At 59.9% G+C, this 14,920-nt stretch carries 18 protein-coding genes and 1 pseudogene; 4 read left to right on the top strand and 15 right to left on the bottom strand.

The annotated features are described in order from the left end of the window. Window positions 1–123 precede the first annotated feature (123 nt). From EXV95_RS22470 to EXV95_RS22415, 12 genes are all read right to left on the bottom strand, one after another. On the bottom strand, window positions 124–714 hold the full coding sequence (locus EXV95_RS22470; RefSeq protein ID WP_176888570.1) for a recombinase family protein: 591 nt from the start codon (window positions 712–714) through the stop codon (window positions 124–126). Window positions 715–882: 168 nt separating this feature from the next. Beyond that, on the bottom strand, window positions 883–2,061 hold the full coding sequence (locus EXV95_RS22465) for a zonular occludens toxin domain-containing protein (protein WP_176888569.1): 1,179 nt from the start codon (window positions 2,059–2,061) through the stop codon (window positions 883–885). Window positions 2,062–2,063: 2 nt separating this feature from the next. Continuing rightward, window positions 2,064–2,363: a DUF2523 domain-containing protein gene (locus EXV95_RS22460; RefSeq protein ID WP_176888568.1), complete on the bottom strand. Its 300-nt coding sequence runs from the start codon at window positions 2,361–2,363 to the stop codon at window positions 2,064–2,066. A 3-nt stretch (window positions 2,364–2,366) separates the two neighbouring features. Beyond that, the gene (locus EXV95_RS22455) at window positions 2,367–2,846 is read right to left on the bottom strand and encodes a hypothetical protein (RefSeq protein WP_176888567.1); all 480 of its coding nucleotides are present in this window, start codon (window positions 2,844–2,846) and stop codon (window positions 2,367–2,369) included. Window positions 2,847–2,980: 134 nt separating this feature from the next. Continuing rightward, complete coding sequence (locus EXV95_RS25090; RefSeq protein WP_176888566.1) at window positions 2,981–3,274, bottom strand: hypothetical protein; 294 nt, start codon at window positions 3,272–3,274, stop codon at window positions 2,981–2,983. Window positions 3,275–4,099: 825 nt separating this feature from the next. Then, on the bottom strand, window positions 4,100–4,315 hold the full coding sequence (locus EXV95_RS22445; RefSeq protein WP_176888565.1) for a major capsid protein: 216 nt from the start codon (window positions 4,313–4,315) through the stop codon (window positions 4,100–4,102). A 3-nt stretch (window positions 4,316–4,318) separates the two neighbouring features. After that, on the bottom strand, window positions 4,319–4,522 hold the full coding sequence (locus EXV95_RS22440; protein WP_176888564.1) for a hypothetical protein: 204 nt from the start codon (window positions 4,520–4,522) through the stop codon (window positions 4,319–4,321). Beyond that, window positions 4,515–4,706, bottom strand: coding sequence for a hypothetical protein (locus tag EXV95_RS22435; RefSeq protein WP_176888563.1), 192 nt, complete (start codon window positions 4,704–4,706; stop codon window positions 4,515–4,517). Before EXV95_RS22435 ends, EXV95_RS22440 begins: the two co-directional genes overlap by 8 nt. Next, window positions 4,703–4,924 carry a hypothetical protein gene (locus EXV95_RS22430; RefSeq protein ID WP_176888562.1) on the bottom strand — a complete coding sequence of 74 codons (222 nt, stop codon included), beginning with the start codon at window positions 4,922–4,924 and terminating at the stop codon, window positions 4,703–4,705. The genes EXV95_RS22435 and EXV95_RS22430 overlap by 4 nt, the downstream gene beginning before the upstream one ends. Then, on the bottom strand, window positions 4,925–5,239 hold the full coding sequence (locus EXV95_RS22425) for a hypothetical protein (RefSeq protein WP_176888561.1): 315 nt from the start codon (window positions 5,237–5,239) through the stop codon (window positions 4,925–4,927). A gap of 29 nt (window positions 5,240–5,268) precedes the next feature. Beyond that, window positions 5,269–6,495, bottom strand: coding sequence for a replication initiation factor domain-containing protein (locus EXV95_RS22420; RefSeq protein WP_176888560.1), 1,227 nt, complete (start codon window positions 6,493–6,495; stop codon window positions 5,269–5,271). Beyond that, a complete protein-coding gene (locus tag EXV95_RS22415) occupies window positions 6,492–6,701 on the bottom strand; it encodes a hypothetical protein (protein ID WP_176888559.1) in 210 nt (69 codons plus the stop codon). The genes EXV95_RS22420 and EXV95_RS22415 overlap by 4 nt, the downstream gene beginning before the upstream one ends. Before the next feature lie 511 nt (window positions 6,702–7,212). On the opposite strand from EXV95_RS22415, the gene EXV95_RS22410 reads away from it, so the two are divergent. The 4 genes and pseudogenes from EXV95_RS22410 (at window position 7,213) to rapZ (ending at window position 10,925) form a co-directional block, all read left to right on the top strand. Further along, window positions 7,213–7,476, top strand: a complete 264-nt coding sequence (locus tag EXV95_RS22410) for a hypothetical protein (protein ID WP_176888558.1) — start codon at window positions 7,213–7,215, stop codon at window positions 7,474–7,476. 15 nt (window positions 7,477–7,491) lie between these two features. Next, entirely contained in the window at window positions 7,492–8,388 is an 897-nt protein-coding gene (locus EXV95_RS22405) for an NAD kinase (RefSeq protein ID WP_055399049.1), read from the top strand. A 2-nt stretch (window positions 8,389–8,390) separates the two neighbouring features. Next, a pseudogene (recN, locus tag EXV95_RS22400) lies at window positions 8,391–10,062 on the top strand (DNA repair protein RecN). Next, window positions 10,062–10,925: an RNase adapter RapZ gene (rapZ, locus tag EXV95_RS22395; protein WP_121422498.1), complete on the top strand. Its 864-nt coding sequence runs from the start codon at window positions 10,062–10,064 to the stop codon at window positions 10,923–10,925. Before recN ends, rapZ begins: the two are co-directional and overlap by 1 nt. 27 nt (window positions 10,926–10,952) lie before the next feature. Here rapZ and mutY read toward each other — a convergent pair whose 3' ends face one another. The 3 genes from mutY to mutM all read right to left on the bottom strand — a co-directional run bounded on the left by mutY (window position 10,953) and on the right by mutM (window position 14,903). After that, window positions 10,953–12,023 (bottom strand): A/G-specific adenine glycosylase, encoded by a 1,071-nt coding sequence (gene mutY / locus EXV95_RS22390; RefSeq protein ID WP_176888557.1) that lies wholly within the window; start codon window positions 12,021–12,023, stop codon window positions 10,953–10,955. Continuing rightward, window positions 12,020–13,981, bottom strand: a complete 1,962-nt coding sequence (locus tag EXV95_RS22385; protein ID WP_176888556.1) for a dynamin family protein — start codon at window positions 13,979–13,981, stop codon at window positions 12,020–12,022. Before EXV95_RS22385 ends, mutY begins: the two co-directional genes overlap by 4 nt. 106 nt (window positions 13,982–14,087) lie before the next feature. Continuing rightward, the gene (gene mutM / locus EXV95_RS22380; protein WP_176888555.1) at window positions 14,088–14,903 is read right to left on the bottom strand and encodes a bifunctional DNA-formamidopyrimidine glycosylase/DNA-(apurinic or apyrimidinic site) lyase; all 816 of its coding nucleotides are present in this window, start codon (window positions 14,901–14,903) and stop codon (window positions 14,088–14,090) included. Between the last annotated feature and the right edge of the window lie 17 nt (window positions 14,904–14,920).

Below are 14,920 nucleotides of genomic sequence, written 5' to 3'. Positions count from 1 at the left end.
GTCGCCGATATCTGCCACTGCAAACAGGTAAGAAACCAATGGCAGTTCGTGCGGGTAAAGTTTTCTCATATTTGAACGTCCGCTCCTGGCCGAATTCTGCCCCACGCACTCGGCGGCCAATATTTACTCTCGTATTTGGGCTTTGGCCCACCTGCCCCGCCCTTCATGGCGGTGGATGTGGTCGCGCAACGAGCTGATCGACACCCCCAGCATATCCGCTAAGGTTCGTTGGTCATACCAGCCAGATCGCCACGCCGCTGCAGCCTGAGCGACATCATCATCAGAAAGCGCCCTCTTTCTGCCCCAAGTCTTGCCAGCGGCACGCGCAGCCCGCTGACCAGCGAGACACCTCTCGCGAATTAGCTCCCTTTCAAACTCCGCAAAGGCGGAGAGCAAGTGCAAAAACATACGCCCCTGGGGCGTGTCGGTCTCGATTGATTCAGTCAATGAGCGAAACCCCACGCCCTTACCCTTCAAGTGCTCAAACACTTTGACGAAATGGGAGACAGAGCGAGCAAGCCGGTCGAGCTTATAGACGACCAGAACATCACCCTTGACCATCATGGTCAACAGCCTATCTAGCTCGGGCCGCTGCTTAATCGCTGAACGTTTTTCTTGAATGACCTTGTCAATCCCAGCACGACGAAAAGCAGCGAGTTGTGCAGCCGTATTTTGCTCGGTGGTGGAAACGCGGGCATAACCGTAGATGGTCAAAACAGAAGTTATTTAGCTGTGATTTTGATAGCGCAACTGTATCAAAGGGTACTGCCTGCTCTATGGCCCGACATGGGGTTTCTCACCCCATACCCCGACCCCACCACTGCGCCACAAGGGCTCCGTTCTCGGGGCCCTGTTTGTCTCTCAGAAAGGACGCCTACAGCGCTAGCCGCCTTGGTTGCCGCTGTTGTGCGGGTGGACGTTGAAGGCGGGGTTTCTGATGCCCAGCGCCTGCGGTATATCGGCTTGCGTGATCTGGCCGGGAAGGTTGGGCTCTGGGTTGGGAGTGGGCACGCTGCGCACCTGTTGGGGCGGTGGCTGCATTGCTTGCATAGGCTGCATGCGGACCTGCTGCGGGAGCAATTGGGGGCCGTGCTGCGCCACCTGCTGGCTTTGCTGTTGCCAGTCCACAAAGAAGCCCTGAGCAACGATCTGGAGGCACACTGGGCCACTGACTTGCATCAGCGTGGCTTGCTGGGTGTAGCACTTGCAGGTTTTGCCCATGGTGATGCACGCAGCGGGGTACGGGGCCACGGTGGGCTTGGTCACCTCGTCGTAGGCCGGGGCCGTGTGCGGGAAGTCTTTCAGGCGCGGAGAGCGCTGCTCGATGTACTGCTCTGGTGTGAGCTTTGCGGCCACTGCCTGCGGTGCTGCAGCGATGGTTTCGACCTGGCTGGCGGGCTTTGTGGTTGCCTTCGCTTCGGTCTTGGTCAAGAGCTTGGAACCAGCCAGCCAGATCAACAGCGGGATGATCACGATGCACGCGAGGAACACCCAGAGCTTTGCGGGCAGCTTCTTTTTGCCGGTGTGCAGACTGGCGCTTTTGTACCAGCTGTACACCTCCTTGGGGAAGGCTTGCATGGTGACTGTGCCGGTCTTGCCACTGCCGTCTTTTTCGCAGTTGGGATTGACCGCGGACCACTCCAACACGCTGACCATATCGACGCCGAAGGAGCGCTTGAGGTGGCGATGCCATCCAGGCGGGCCGATCAGGCGGTGCACGAAGCTATCGATGTTCTGCGGGTGCTGGGTGACCATGTAGAAGTCAAAGCCGCGCCTGCGGTGTTCTGCCAGCATCTTGACGGCTTCGGGCACGGTGGAACCTGCGGGCCTGTTGGGCAAATCGTTGTGGGCCTCGTCGATCAGAAAGATCGTGCCGTCTGGCTCTGCTTGCCAGTCTTTGAAGTCGATCTTTTTCCAGCCGTCTAACTCGCCACCGGGCACGGGTTCAAAGCGCCCGTTATGGCACACGGGGCGGTTTTCTTTGAGCTGGCGCTCACGCACCCACTTGAGGGTGTTCAGGGTCTTTCCTGCGCCGTTGGCGCCGCTGATGAGGTACAGCATGGCTACTTGAGCACGAAGCGTTTGAAGGTGTCGGAGGTCAGGCCATCGAGCAGCAAGCGGGCCGCGATGGCGCTTGTCACGATGCTGATTGCCACGCCGACTTTCATGGTGGCGAGCATGCCGAACACTTCGGGAGGAAGGCCCGCAAAGCTCTGGATGGCCTGCGTTTTGAGGGCCTCAAGGCTCGCATTCACGCCGGTGTAGGTGATGACGGCCATGCCGAGCGCAACCAGCACGCGACCGACCAGGGAGCCCACCAGATTGATGAGCATGCCGCCGATGGCAGCGACGAATATTGGCATTGCTTACCCCCTCCCAACGATGCGAATGGCGAGCAGCAGCGACACCGCAACCATGATGTTTCCGATGATGGCGAGGCTTGGGCAAATCTTGCTCATAGGAAGCGAGAGCGAATGACCGGCAACAACAACGCTCAGGTCTTGGATGCACTGGCCTGAACCGAACGCGTCAGCGGTGCTGATGCGGTTAGCCATGCTCTCTTCTTTGTTGCCGGGTAGGTCCTTGGTTTGCTCGCCCTGTTTGCCTTTTTCCTTTTCGTACAGCTCAGACTCGACGGATTTTTTATCGAATAAACGGCATGCGCGAACGTGCTGTTCCTTGGCAATCGCGCAGAAGATCGCATCGCCCTCGCAGGCAAAACCGGCCTCGCAGTTGCCGCCAAATCCGGACTCGCCGTCACCATCACCGTCGCCATCACCGCCACCATTTCCACCACCAGGGGGGCCGGGTGTGTAAGTGCCGTGGCATTGGCCGTTGATAAGCACGGTACCCTGCGGGCACTTCCCGTCGCCGTCTGGTGGCTCAGGATCTTTGATGCAGGCGGGGCCACTGGGCGCAGGGTGAAACCCAGACGGACATTCAAACTCGCCATCGCCATCAGGGTCCTCTGGAGGAACGGTCACAGGCGGAGGCAGGACACCGCCACCACCAGTACCGGGACCTGAGCCACCGGGGTTGGGTGGATGCTTGCCGGGGCCTTCACCTGGACCAGTACCGGGGCCGGTGCCAGGACCGGTACCGGGGCCAGTGCCAGGGCCAGTGCCTGGACCAGTTCCGGGACCAGTGCCACCGCCGCCCGGTGTACCGGGGCCATCGCCACCGCCGCCAGTTCCAGGCCCATCAGGCCCATCACCATCACCAGGGCCACCGGGTTGGTCACCCCCGCCAGGGCCGGTACCGGGGCCACTGCCATCGCCGCCACCGGAGCAGCGGGAACCGGTGTAAGTCCCCGGACCTTCACACTCTGTTTTTCCCTCCCAGCTAACGCAGATATTGGGCGTGACTACCACCATGCAGCCCCCGTCGCACATGTATTCAGGGGAGTCGCTGCTGAAGCCGTACCACGTGCCAGCAGGCCCCTTTTTGCACTTCGCTGGGCGACAGGTGCCATTCACGCGCTCTTGACCTTCAGGGCATGGAGGTTCTTTTACACACACGCCATTTACGCGAACCTCATCTTTCCCGCAGTCGTCGGGCACACAGGCGCCGCCTTCTTCGTGCTGTCCTGCGGGGCATGGGTTTTTTGGCCTGCATTGACCATCAACCCGCACCTCATCGGCTTTGCACTTAGGAACGCACTGCGCCCCCACCTCATCCAAATCCGCCGAGCAGACGCACTGACCACCAGTGAGCGTGGAGCCAGCGGGACAACCGGCTGTAGGAAACCGAGACACAACATTGATGTATGCCCCCGTCGGGCCGTAGCAATAGGCTTGACTGGACAACCAAGGCCCCAGGCTGGAACCGCCAAGTGCCGAGCAAGCCTCCATAGCGCTAGAGAAGGTGTACGGCGGGACAGGAGCCGAATACCTATAGCCAGCGGGTGGCGTGAATGCTGCAAAGGCCGAAGCGCACGCCAGCAGCAGGAACGCAAGGATTAGGCGGTAAAGATTAGCCATGCGGCCCCCAGAACTGTGACGATGACGAGAAGGCCCATGTTTTTCACCTTGGAGAAGCCCACCGCGTGGACTTTTGCAAGGCCCCTGCCGGCCGGTCAGGGAGCACATGTGTGGGGCGCTTAGGAGATAGCGCGGCGCACCCACTTGAAGGCCGCGACGGCCACTACGACCAGCAGCACAGCGGCGCCGATGAGGCCGATGGGCGCGATGGTGTCGTTGATCTCAGAGACCACGCCCGTCACGTCGATGGCGGCGTGTGCGTTGTTGGCGAGGGCCAGGGCACCGACTGCGGCAGCAGTGGCAAAGCGGCGGGTTTGTGCATTGATGCGGTTCATGTTTCAGTCCTCATTGGGTTGGTTTCCATCGGAAGATTTAATGGTCTGGATGAGGACCCGGAAGGCCCACGCCACAGCCCACACCAGCAGGATGGCGCTGCTGATTGCGGCCCCTTCTTGTGGACTCAGATCGAGCACAGGGAGGGTGATTTCGTGTTGCACCGTGACCGTGCAGGCCGCAGCGCATTGAATGGTTTGCTCAGGCATTGCCGAGGGCTCGTGCACGCGCTTGAGCGATGCGTTCACGGCGGGCTGCGCGGGCGTGCAGGCGGTGGGCCAGTACGTGCATGGAGCCGACCAGTAATTGCCACAGGGCGGCGCCTGTGAAGCCTGCGCAGATGCCGAGGATGGCGAGGCGGTGGGCTACGTGCGTGAGGTCGATTTCGTTCATGGCATGTAGTCGGCTTCGGTGCCGAGTCGGTCTAAGTCGATGAGCTGGGGAAGGTCTTCGGGCTCGCACCAGTCCTGCACGAGCTGGTGTGCTGACTCAACGTCAAAAACGACACCGCCCCCGGCTTCTTTCAAGCTGGCGACCCATCCGGGCTGACCGTCATCAAGTGACGGCGCCAGGAATCGGCCTGTGCTTTGGGACTGGATGAGCAGGCGCATTTACGCGGCTTTCGGTACCCGGGCGGCAGGGGTGATTTCCACCAAAGACAGCTTGGTTCCGTCTTCGCGTGTGGCCTCCATTTCGAAGACAGCATTGGCGGTGATGGGGAACGACGCGCCCAGGTGCGCCCACTTGTCAAACTCCTTGGCATCGCCGATCTTGAAAGGGCGGGTCACGCGACCGAGAGAGCGGCCTGCACCGTTTTCTTTCAGGTCCACTTCACAGTGAAACGTGGTGCTGCTAAACGGCTTGCCCTCGAAGGTGCCAGCTGATTCTTTGATGCCGTGCACGACTACTTGCATGGGGATACGCATGGTGATTTCCTTTGGCCTTGGGTGGTGGTCTATGCAGTGGCGGGGCCAGCGCCTGCGACCAGGGACAAGCGATCAAAGGCGGGCGCGAATGCGCGGCGCACTTCGGAAAGAGAGAACTTTTGGAGACGGCCTGGCAGCTTCTGGTCTTTGACCATTGCGCACAGCTCTTCCAGGCCGAGAAATTCAATGGCAGCGGCTGCGGTGGGGGCGGCTACATCACGGAACCAGCGGACGTTGCGGACCACTTCGGCTTCGACGGTTTCGAGCGCGAGGCGCCCTGTGGTCTTCACGGGCTCGGGCGTGGCGATGTGGTCTGCCATGAGCAACTGCGCGGCGTGCCAGTCGCTGGCGCCTGCGAAGAAGTCGGCGGGGCGGCGCAGCATGTCGGGCGAGAGAACGCGCAGCTTGTTGCCGTACCGAAGCTCGATGCGAATCCAGGGCGAGAGGGCATCCACGCCAAAGAGTTGATCGCCTTTTTCGTAGACGTTGGTTTGCTTTCCGGCCTCTTTGCTGCCCATGTAAAACGAGCGCTCGTGACCGTTGGCCCAGTCGCCCAGCATGTTGCACTTGAGGCGTTTTCCGCCTGAGTCACACAGGCCGGTTTTGTAGTCGTCGAGCACGCGCTGCATGCCGCCTGGGAGACCATCGAAGAAGTCGAGCGCGAGGTCACAACGGGTCATGTCGCCATCGCGTTCTTCGATGATGGAAGCCACGCGGTCATTCCATCCGTGCTCTGCAAAGGTGCAGGCTGCGCCGTACAGGTTGCAGTGGATAGTGCGGCCCTGGGCCTGCTGGCGTGGGCTGTCGCCGCTGGAGAGGTAGCCCACCCACCCGCATTCCGTGCCGTTGCGCTCGATGCTCCAGCGGAAGCGGTAGAAGTCATGGCCCTTGCGCACCTCGGGGGCCACGGTGTAATCGGCGCCGAGGGCTGCGGCTACAACGTCTGCAAGGTCTTTAGCCTGGACGCTGGCCACATAGTCCGCATCGGGCAAGAGGGCCAATTCCCGCTTGAGCGCCAGGATGCGCTGTTGCGGGTTGTAGAGGTCTTGCGAGTCCCACACGTTGGGCGCGAATTGAGGGCATGCAGCGGGTGGAAACAGGTCATCAATCGAGGGTGCCGGGGCGTTGCGCAGCAGGCAGGTGAAGCGGACCCAATCGATATGGACAACCGACTTTGAAGCGGTGCGTTCGGCCAGCAGCCGGGCCTTGATTTCTGCGCCGTCGAGGACGAGCGTGGAAGTAGCTGGCCGGGTCACTTGATCGACCTCCTGTTATCCCCGTGATTACCAACGGGGATGGTTTGGGAGCCCGCCGCCGCCGCGCCCGCGCTTCGCTCGCCGGTCGCGGCTGCGTCGCGCTGTGGCAGTGACTCAAGAAATGCAAGGACGTGTTGCCATTGGTGGGGAGCGCGGCCCATGAACATGGGCACCATGCCTGCGCCGGATTGGCCGTTGAACTTCATGAGAACCTCCGCACGATCCAATTCATTGCAGGAACCATCGCGAGGTGGAAAACAACAAGGGCCAGAAGGCAGCAGCCGACAATGAAGGCGGTCGTTACAGAGGGAGAAACAAAAATGGAACAAGTCACAGCCCCCGTGGTGTGGGGGATTGCTGCGCTGATCGTGGCCATCGCTGGACTGCTGATTGCTATCAGCATCGCAAGCAGGAGGAAGGAAAAGGCGCTCAGAAAAGCAGAGCGTGAGGAAATGCGGCGACCTGGGAGAGAGGCTGCACGCGATGCGCGCTCACGTCGGTAGGTGGTGCACACCCCCTGCCCGGCAGCGGCTGGAGCCGCCAAGCTTTCGCCGGGCCGTTTGGTGGCAGGGGGAGTGCAAAGGGTTGATGCGGGGTGCATGGCGGCTCCAAATACTCATATTGAGTAGGGCCGAACCATACAACTACTCACATTGAGTATCAAGACCTTTCTAGAATCTACTCAATTCGTGTATTTTCTACACAACAGGAGTAGTCATGACACACACAATGAATCTTCTCGAAAAAGCGCTGGAAGTAAAGAACGTAGCAGAGTGGACTAAGGAACTTGGACTATCAAAACAGGCGCTGTACAACGCAAAAGAGCGCGGTCATTTGAGCCCTGCAATAGCAGGCGCGCTAGCAGACGTTTTGGGACAAGACCCACGCGACTGGATCGTGGTGGCTGCGCTGGAATCCGAACGAGACAGCGCGTGCAAAGACCGCATGCTCAAGCGGATCAAAAAGATCACGTCACTTTAATGATGTAATTTCGCGATGACGTCCAATTTCCGCCATGTCGCACTGATAGGCAAGTACCAAGCTTCTTCGGCGGGCTCCATCGGTGAAAGCTCCCGCCAGGCCCTGGAAGACATCGCCCATTTTCTTGAACGCCAGGGTTGCGAAGTGATGCTGGAAGCTGAGACCGCAAGCAACACCGGGCTCACACACTATCCAGTCCTGAATGTAGACGAGATAGGCAGTCGATGCGATCTGGGCCTGGTGGTCGGGGGTGACGGCACCATGCTGGGCATAGGTCGGCGGCTCGCCCGGTTTGGGACGCCCCTGATCGGCATCAACCAGGGACGGCTTGGCTTTATCACCGACATTCCTTTCGATACCTATCAGGCCACTCTGCCCCCCATGCTTCAGGGCGAATACGAGGAAGACTTGCGACCGCTGATGCACGCCACGGTCGTGCGCGACGAGCGCGTCGTCTTCGAAGCCCTCGCGATGAACGATGTCGTTGTGAACCGAGGCGCGACTTCAGGCATGGTGGAATTGCGGGTCGAGGTCGGCGGCCGATTTGTGGCGAACCAACGCGCAGACGGACTCATCATCGCCTCACCCACAGGGTCAACGGCGTATTCGCTGTCAGCCGGTGGTCCCATGCTTCACCCCTCCATTCCCGGATGGGTGCTGGTGCCTATCGCCCCCCATACACTCTCCAACCGACCGATTGTTCTGTCGGATGCCACCGAGGTGGCGGTTGAGGTTGTGAGTGGTCGGGATGTCAGTGCCAACTTTGACATGCAGTCACTGGCCTCACTGCTGCATGGTGACCGCATTCTGGTGAAAAGGTCAGAGCACTGCGTGCGGTTTCTCCATCCTCAAGGCTGGAACTACTTTGCCACCCTGCGCAAAAAATTGCGCTGGAACGAAGGGGGCTCCTGACCATGGCGCTCCGGCGGATTACCCTGCGCGATTTTGTGATCGTTCAAGCGCTTGAACTTGAACTAAGTTCTGGCTTCACCGTGCTGACGGGAGAAACAGGCGCTGGGAAATCCATCCTGATTGATGCACTGCAACTCGTCCTGGGCGCACGCTCCGATGCAGGTGTGGTTCGCGAAGGCGCTGACAAAGCGGATCTTTGCGCGGAGTTCGATTGCCCATCCCATCTCCATCCATGGCTGGAGGACGCGGGTTTTGATATTGATGAGCTGCTGCTTTTGCGTCGGACCGTGGACTCTCAGGGTAAAAGCAGGGCTTGGATCAATGGCACCCCAGCCACTGCTGCCCAGCTGCGGGCTTTGGGAGACAGCCTGCTAGACATCCACGGGCAGCATGCTTGGCAAAGCCTTACAAGACCCGACTCGGTACGCGGCCTGCTGGACGCATTTGCAGGGATGCACACAGCAGAAACCGCAGCGCTCTGGACCCAATGGCGAAAGGATCAAAAAGCCCTGGAGCAAGCACGCCTGGCCCAGGCTAATTTGCAGCAGGAAAGTGAGCGTCTGCAATGGCAGATCAACGAGGTGGACAAGCTCGCACCCATTGATGGCGAATGGGAAGAACTCGACGCGCAACACAAACGCCTCTCACATGCGCAGGCGCTGCTGGAAGGGGCCGAGGGCGCCATCCAAGCCCTCCAAGATGAAGATGCTGGTGCACTGACTGGGCTTGCACGCGCGCACGATCTTCTCCAAAGCCACGAGCATATTGAGCCCGAGTTCGCACCGCTCGCAGACATCCTTTCTTCCAGCCTCGCACAAGCCAGCGACGTCCTCCACTCGCTGCAGCTGTATCTGAGGCACGTGGAAATAGATCCACGGCGCCTGGCCGAACTCGACACCCGCATTTCGCTCTGGATGACCTTGGCACGCCGTTACAAGCGCACGCCAGCAGAGCTTCCGGCTCTACACCAGAGCTGGAAGGAGGAGATGCGCCGGCTGGACGCAGCGACAGATCTGGAACGACTGGAGGCCGCCGAGGCCGCCAGTGCCAAGGCCTACCACGCGTCGGCACGCGTGCTGTCTCTGGGTCGCGCCAAAGCCGCCCCGAAACTGTCTCACGCCATTACCCAAGCCATGCAGGGCCTGGGCATGGAGGGAGGAAAATTCGAGGTTTCCATGACCAAGGCCTCAGAGCCCTCGCACCACGGTATCGATGACGTGGTATTCCTCGTCGCGGGCCATCCCGGGATGACACCCAAACCCATTGGCAAAGTCGCATCGGGCGGCGAACTCTCCCGCATTTCGCTGGCCATCGCTGTAACAACCAGTGAATTGGGTATGGCTCCCACGCTCATCTTTGATGAAGTGGACTCTGGCGTAGGGGGGGGCGGTGGCTGAAACAGTGGGGCGGCTGATGCAGCAGCTTGGCAGCGACCGTCAGGTGCTCGCGGTCACCCACCTGCCGCAGGTGGCGGCTTGCGCACACCACCACCTCAAGGTGGCCAAACGCAAGAGCCCGAATGGCACCACCAGCGCCGTATCGACGGTACAGGGCGAGAACCGTGTGGCAGAAATTGCCCGCATGCTGGGCGGCGAACGATCCACCCAGACTACGCTCGCCCACGCGAGCGAGATGCTGGATCTCGCGGCCGTTGCACGAGAAGGACATGGCTGATGGCACTTGAAATCGTTTTGATCACGGGTATGTCGGGATCAGGAAAGTCCGTGGCGCTGCATGCGCTGGAGGACGCAGGGTATTACTGCGTAGACAACCTGCCCCCAGAACTGCTGCCAGCTTTTGTGGCGCTGGAACACCGTCACCACGGCAACCGCGTTGCTATCGCGATGGACGTTCGAAGTGCCACCTCATTGCATCAGGTTCCACAGGAGCTGAGTCGGCTAAGGAGCGAGGGCGTTTCGGTGCAATCGGTTTTCCTCGACGCCACCATCGATACGCTGGTCAGGCGTTTCTCAGAAACACGCAGACGCCACCCGCTGTCGCACGACGATCTCCAACAGGGTCGAAAAGCGCTCGTGCAGATTATCGAGTTGGAGCGCGAGCTGCTGGCGGAACTGCGAGAACAGTCGCATGTGATCGACACAAGCACCATACGGGCTTCACAGCTCCAAAGCTACGTGAAGAGTTTGCTTGTCACCACCCGGGGACAGATGACCCTGGTATTCCAGTCTTTTGCATTCAAGCGTGGCATACCGATGGACGCTGACTACGTCTTTGATGTGCGAATGTTGCCGAACCCACACTATGAACCTGCGCTGCGGGATCTGACGGGGCTGGACGAACCTGTCGCCCATTTCCTGCGCCAGCAACCCGATGTGTCGCTGATGCAGGCGCATATCGAGCAATTTCTCGCGCACTGGCTGGAAATGCTTGACCGGAACCACCGCAGTTATGTCACGGTCGCGGTGGGCTGCACTGGCGGCCAGCACCGCTCGGTCTACTTGGTGGAACGACTAGCCGATGTTTTGAGCAGCCGTTGGGCAACCCTGAAGAGACACCGAGAGCTGGATGGACGTTGATATCTGCGCAACAAAGCCCGGGTACGCTCACCACAACTGAGCTTGGGTCGAATCAAGCAGCTTGCGGATGGGGGCAGGCAGGCCGATAGAGGACCACTCATTGACCCCAAACCACGCCCCTTCTTCAGTGGGCTGATCCGGAATCTCCCCCGTGACCAACACGGGGTGAAGGTGCAAATCCCTGTGCGTCAGCACATGGAGAAAAGGCTGGAGTTCGTTGCAGGCAATGCGAGAAGCATCACCCAGGAATTTGACATATCCGTTCAAAGAGGCGCCGTCGGCGAAGACCGGCACACAATGCATGCCAGCCCATATCCCAGCAGAGGGGCGACGTTGCAACCACACCTGCCCAGCGGAATTTCGAAGAACCATTAGCTGCCAAGATTCAGACCGGCGTGCCAGCTTGCGCGTCTTGACAGGGTAGCGTTGTGGATCTCCGTCTTTGAGGGCCACACAGCGGCCCGCCAAAGGACACCGGTCGCAGCGTGGCAATCGTGGCGTACAAATCGACGCTCCCAGATCCATGAGTCCCTGGGTATAGCGGGGCATGGCCGTAAGCAGATTTTTCTGCGGCAGCAGTGACTCCGCCTCCTTCCAGAGCAGACGCTCGTTTCCCGACGACGCGAGGTCCTTTTCAAAGCCGAGCAAACGCGTCAAAACCCTGCGCACGTTGGCATCAAGAATAGGCACGCGTTCAGAGAAACAGAATGCGGCAATCGCTCCAGCGGTGGAGCGACCAATCCCCGGCAAGGTAGCCAGCATCTCGGCGGTGCGAGGAAAGGCACCTCCATGCTCTGCCACAACCTGCTGGGCGCAGCGATGCAGGTTGCGGGCCCGGGTGTAGTAGCCCAGCCCGCTCCAGAGACCCATCACTTCGTCCTGCTCTGCCTGCGACAAGGCCACTACGTCGGGAAAACGCTCCAGAAAGCGCGCGTAGTAGTCAAGCACCGTCGTAACCTGCGTTTGCTGCAGCATGATCTCGGACAGCCAGACCCGGTACGGATCGCGCGTCTGTTGCCAAGGCAGGTGATTGCGGCCATGAGACGCCTGCCATGCGACCACGAGCCCAGCCACATCCTCCCGCCCACCGTCGCTCATGCAGATACCAGATGGCTACCCGAGGTCACGGAGTCAAGACCGGGCAGAGCAACAAGCTGGGAGGTCAGCTCCTGCAGCCTTTGCTCCAGTTGGACCAACTCATCCTCACTCGCTTCAATTTCCGCAATGCGCTCCACCAAACCGCTGGCAGCCTGCTGAATGCGATCCACAGCCTCGATGCGACGCGCAAAACTACGGCGACGCTCACGCAGCTGCGCATCCAGTTGGGCCGTAGCAGATTTGCTCCACAGTTCAAGATCGTTCGCGGCCGATTCATACACGGTACGCAAACGCATGGCCAGGGCCCGGACCAGACGTTCCGCAAACTCGGGCTGTGCCAGCTTGAGCGCGTTACCCATGCCGAGGTATTGGAGATGGCTCTGTTCGATCTGATTCAGATCGTGCGTAAAGTGCTCCAGTTGCGGAGGCGAAGGGACCTGCAGAGAAAAGCCAAACTCGGCATTGAGTTGCCTGAAGGTGCCACCCAACATGGCCTGAATCTCAGTGCCTGACGCTTGTGCTTTGTCCAGCGTACCGCGCAACTTGTCAAAAGTCTGAAGATAGATTTTCTTCACACCCAGCTTGAGCCCTTTTTGCTGCAGGGTCTGCGCCAATTCAGAAAGCTCGACTTTGAGCGCCTTGGCGCCCAACTGCTGAAATACATCTCGAAGCAGCTTCAGGTGGACCGCACGCACCGCCTGGATTTTGGAAGTGCTCAGGTCAAACTCCCGCTGTTCCTGTTCGATGCGGTGCCGCATCGATTCGATCACAGACGCATTCTTGCCGCGCAGGCTTCGCAATTCGGCCATCTGGTCGTCAAGATCTCGGCGTCGGATATTGATGACCCGAGAAGTCTCCGTGCGCAAACTGGCCACGCCGTTGGCCACAGCCGCCCGCAAAATAGACTGCCGCCGCCCCATGATTCCTTTGGCCAGCGCCTCTTCCAGAACAGGCAGGCCGCTGGTCTCCAGCAGTAGATCATCAGCAGTGATCTTGGCGACCAGCCCTTTCTGCGCAGACACGGGCACAACCCTGTCCAGCGGAACACCCAGCATTTCTGCAGACGTACTGCACTGGCGCTCCATCTGCGCCTGCACCTGCTCTGCAGAATTGAGCGTGTCCCACAAGGTGTCTATCTTGTTGAGCACCACCAGCCGGGCATCCATGCTGTCCGCCGAAATGGCCAGGTGCTCGCGCCAGATGGACAAATCAGAGCGGGTAACTCCGGTATCAGCGCTCAGAATGAAGACCACCGCATGCGCCTGCGGAATCAGGTTGACGGTAAGTTCCGGCTCAGCGCCCACGGCATTCAGCCCTGGCGTGTCCAGAATCACCAGCCCCTGTTTCAGCAAAGGATGGGGAATATTGATGAGGGCGTGGCGCCACATGGGCACCTCCACTAAGCCCTGGGCATCAGGCACAGGGTTTTCATCGGTCAGATCATCGTGCCAAAAGCCCAATGAACGCGCATTGTCCAGGCTGACCTTTCGTACTTCGGCCACCTTTTCGAGCGCCTTGGCAATCTGGTCCGCGTTTCCGACATCCAGGGGGATCTCCTGCCACCGGTCCGTTTTAACCCGCCACTCCGCCAAGCTCTGCATCTGCAGTCGGGTTTCAATGGGCAGCAGACGAAGGCTGGGCGCCACGCTGGCGTCGTACCCAAGTTCGGTGGGGCACATGGTGGTGCGCCCTGCACTCGCAGGCATGATGCGGCGGCCATAGTCTGCAAAGAAGATCGCGTTGATCAACTCAGATTTGCCGCGCGAAAATTCGGCAACAAACGCCACCATGACCTTGTCGCTGCGAACCTGCTCCTCCAGGCGTTGCAGCCGCTCCTGGACGGCTGCGTCCATGAGTTCGTGCGAGGACATCCACTCGGCCAGCCGCTTGAGTTGCTGGGCGAACTCACGCCGCCAGGCACCATGCTGGTCGAACTGTTCGTTGAATGAAGGTCCCACTTTGCTCCCAGAGATCTAAGAATGGCCTGCAGGGCAGGCATACACAAAATATAGCATCGACCGCTCGTGGGCCGTCATGCCACGGCGAATTGGTGCTTGACCTGATTCAAGGCCGCTGGCACATAGGGCAAAAATAGCTGCTCCGCTGCCCCTGGCGCAGCACCTTTACCGAAGTGCCACAAACATGACACGGCGCTCCATCGCGTCCATAAACGTTGGTCTGGGTCTGAAAGTGGCCTGCCATTCCATCTGCATTGGAAAAATCGCGTAACGTGCTGCCCCCCATATCCACGGCCCGCGCCAATACAGACCGAATGGCAGCGTGCAATTTGAGCACCCGCGCAGGCCCGATACGAGACGCACTCGTTGTGGGACGGATTCCAGCCAGAAAAAGCACTTCTGACGCATAGATATTGCCAACCCCCACCACCAGTCGGCCAGCCAGGAGCAACTGTTTGATGGGCATCTGGCTCTTTTTCAGACCAGCCTGGAAAACAGCAAGAGAGAATCCGTCAGACAGCGGCTCCATTCCCAGCCCGCCCAGAAGCTTGGTTGCAACAGGGTCTTGTTCCCCATGAACGTACACCACGGCACCGAATCGGCGCGGATCGTGCAGCCGCAGCGTTCCCTGGCTGGTCAGCATGTCAAAGTGATCGTGGACTCCGGCCGCTGGTAACCCCTGGCTGAAGCGCAGGCTGCCCGACATCCCAAGATGCACGAGCAGAACTCCTCGACTGGTATCGGCCAGCAAATATTTCCCGCGGCGGCGCAGGCCCATCACCTGCTGCCCCACCAAAGTCTGTGGCGCGCACCCCAGAGGCCAGCGCAAGGGTTTGCCGAGCGTGACCGCCTCAATGCGGGCGCCAGTGATGGCCTGAACCAAACTGCGGCGGGTCACTTCCACTTCGGGCAACTCAGGCATACAAAGACCCCGGCAAT

Origin of the sequence: Acidovorax sp. JMULE5 (assembly GCF_013376875.1) — a bacterium.
In the GTDB taxonomy this organism is placed as follows: Bacteria; Pseudomonadota; Gammaproteobacteria; order Burkholderiales; family Burkholderiaceae_C; genus Acidovorax; species Acidovorax facilis.
This window is presented reverse-complemented; position numbering and strand designations above follow the sequence as displayed.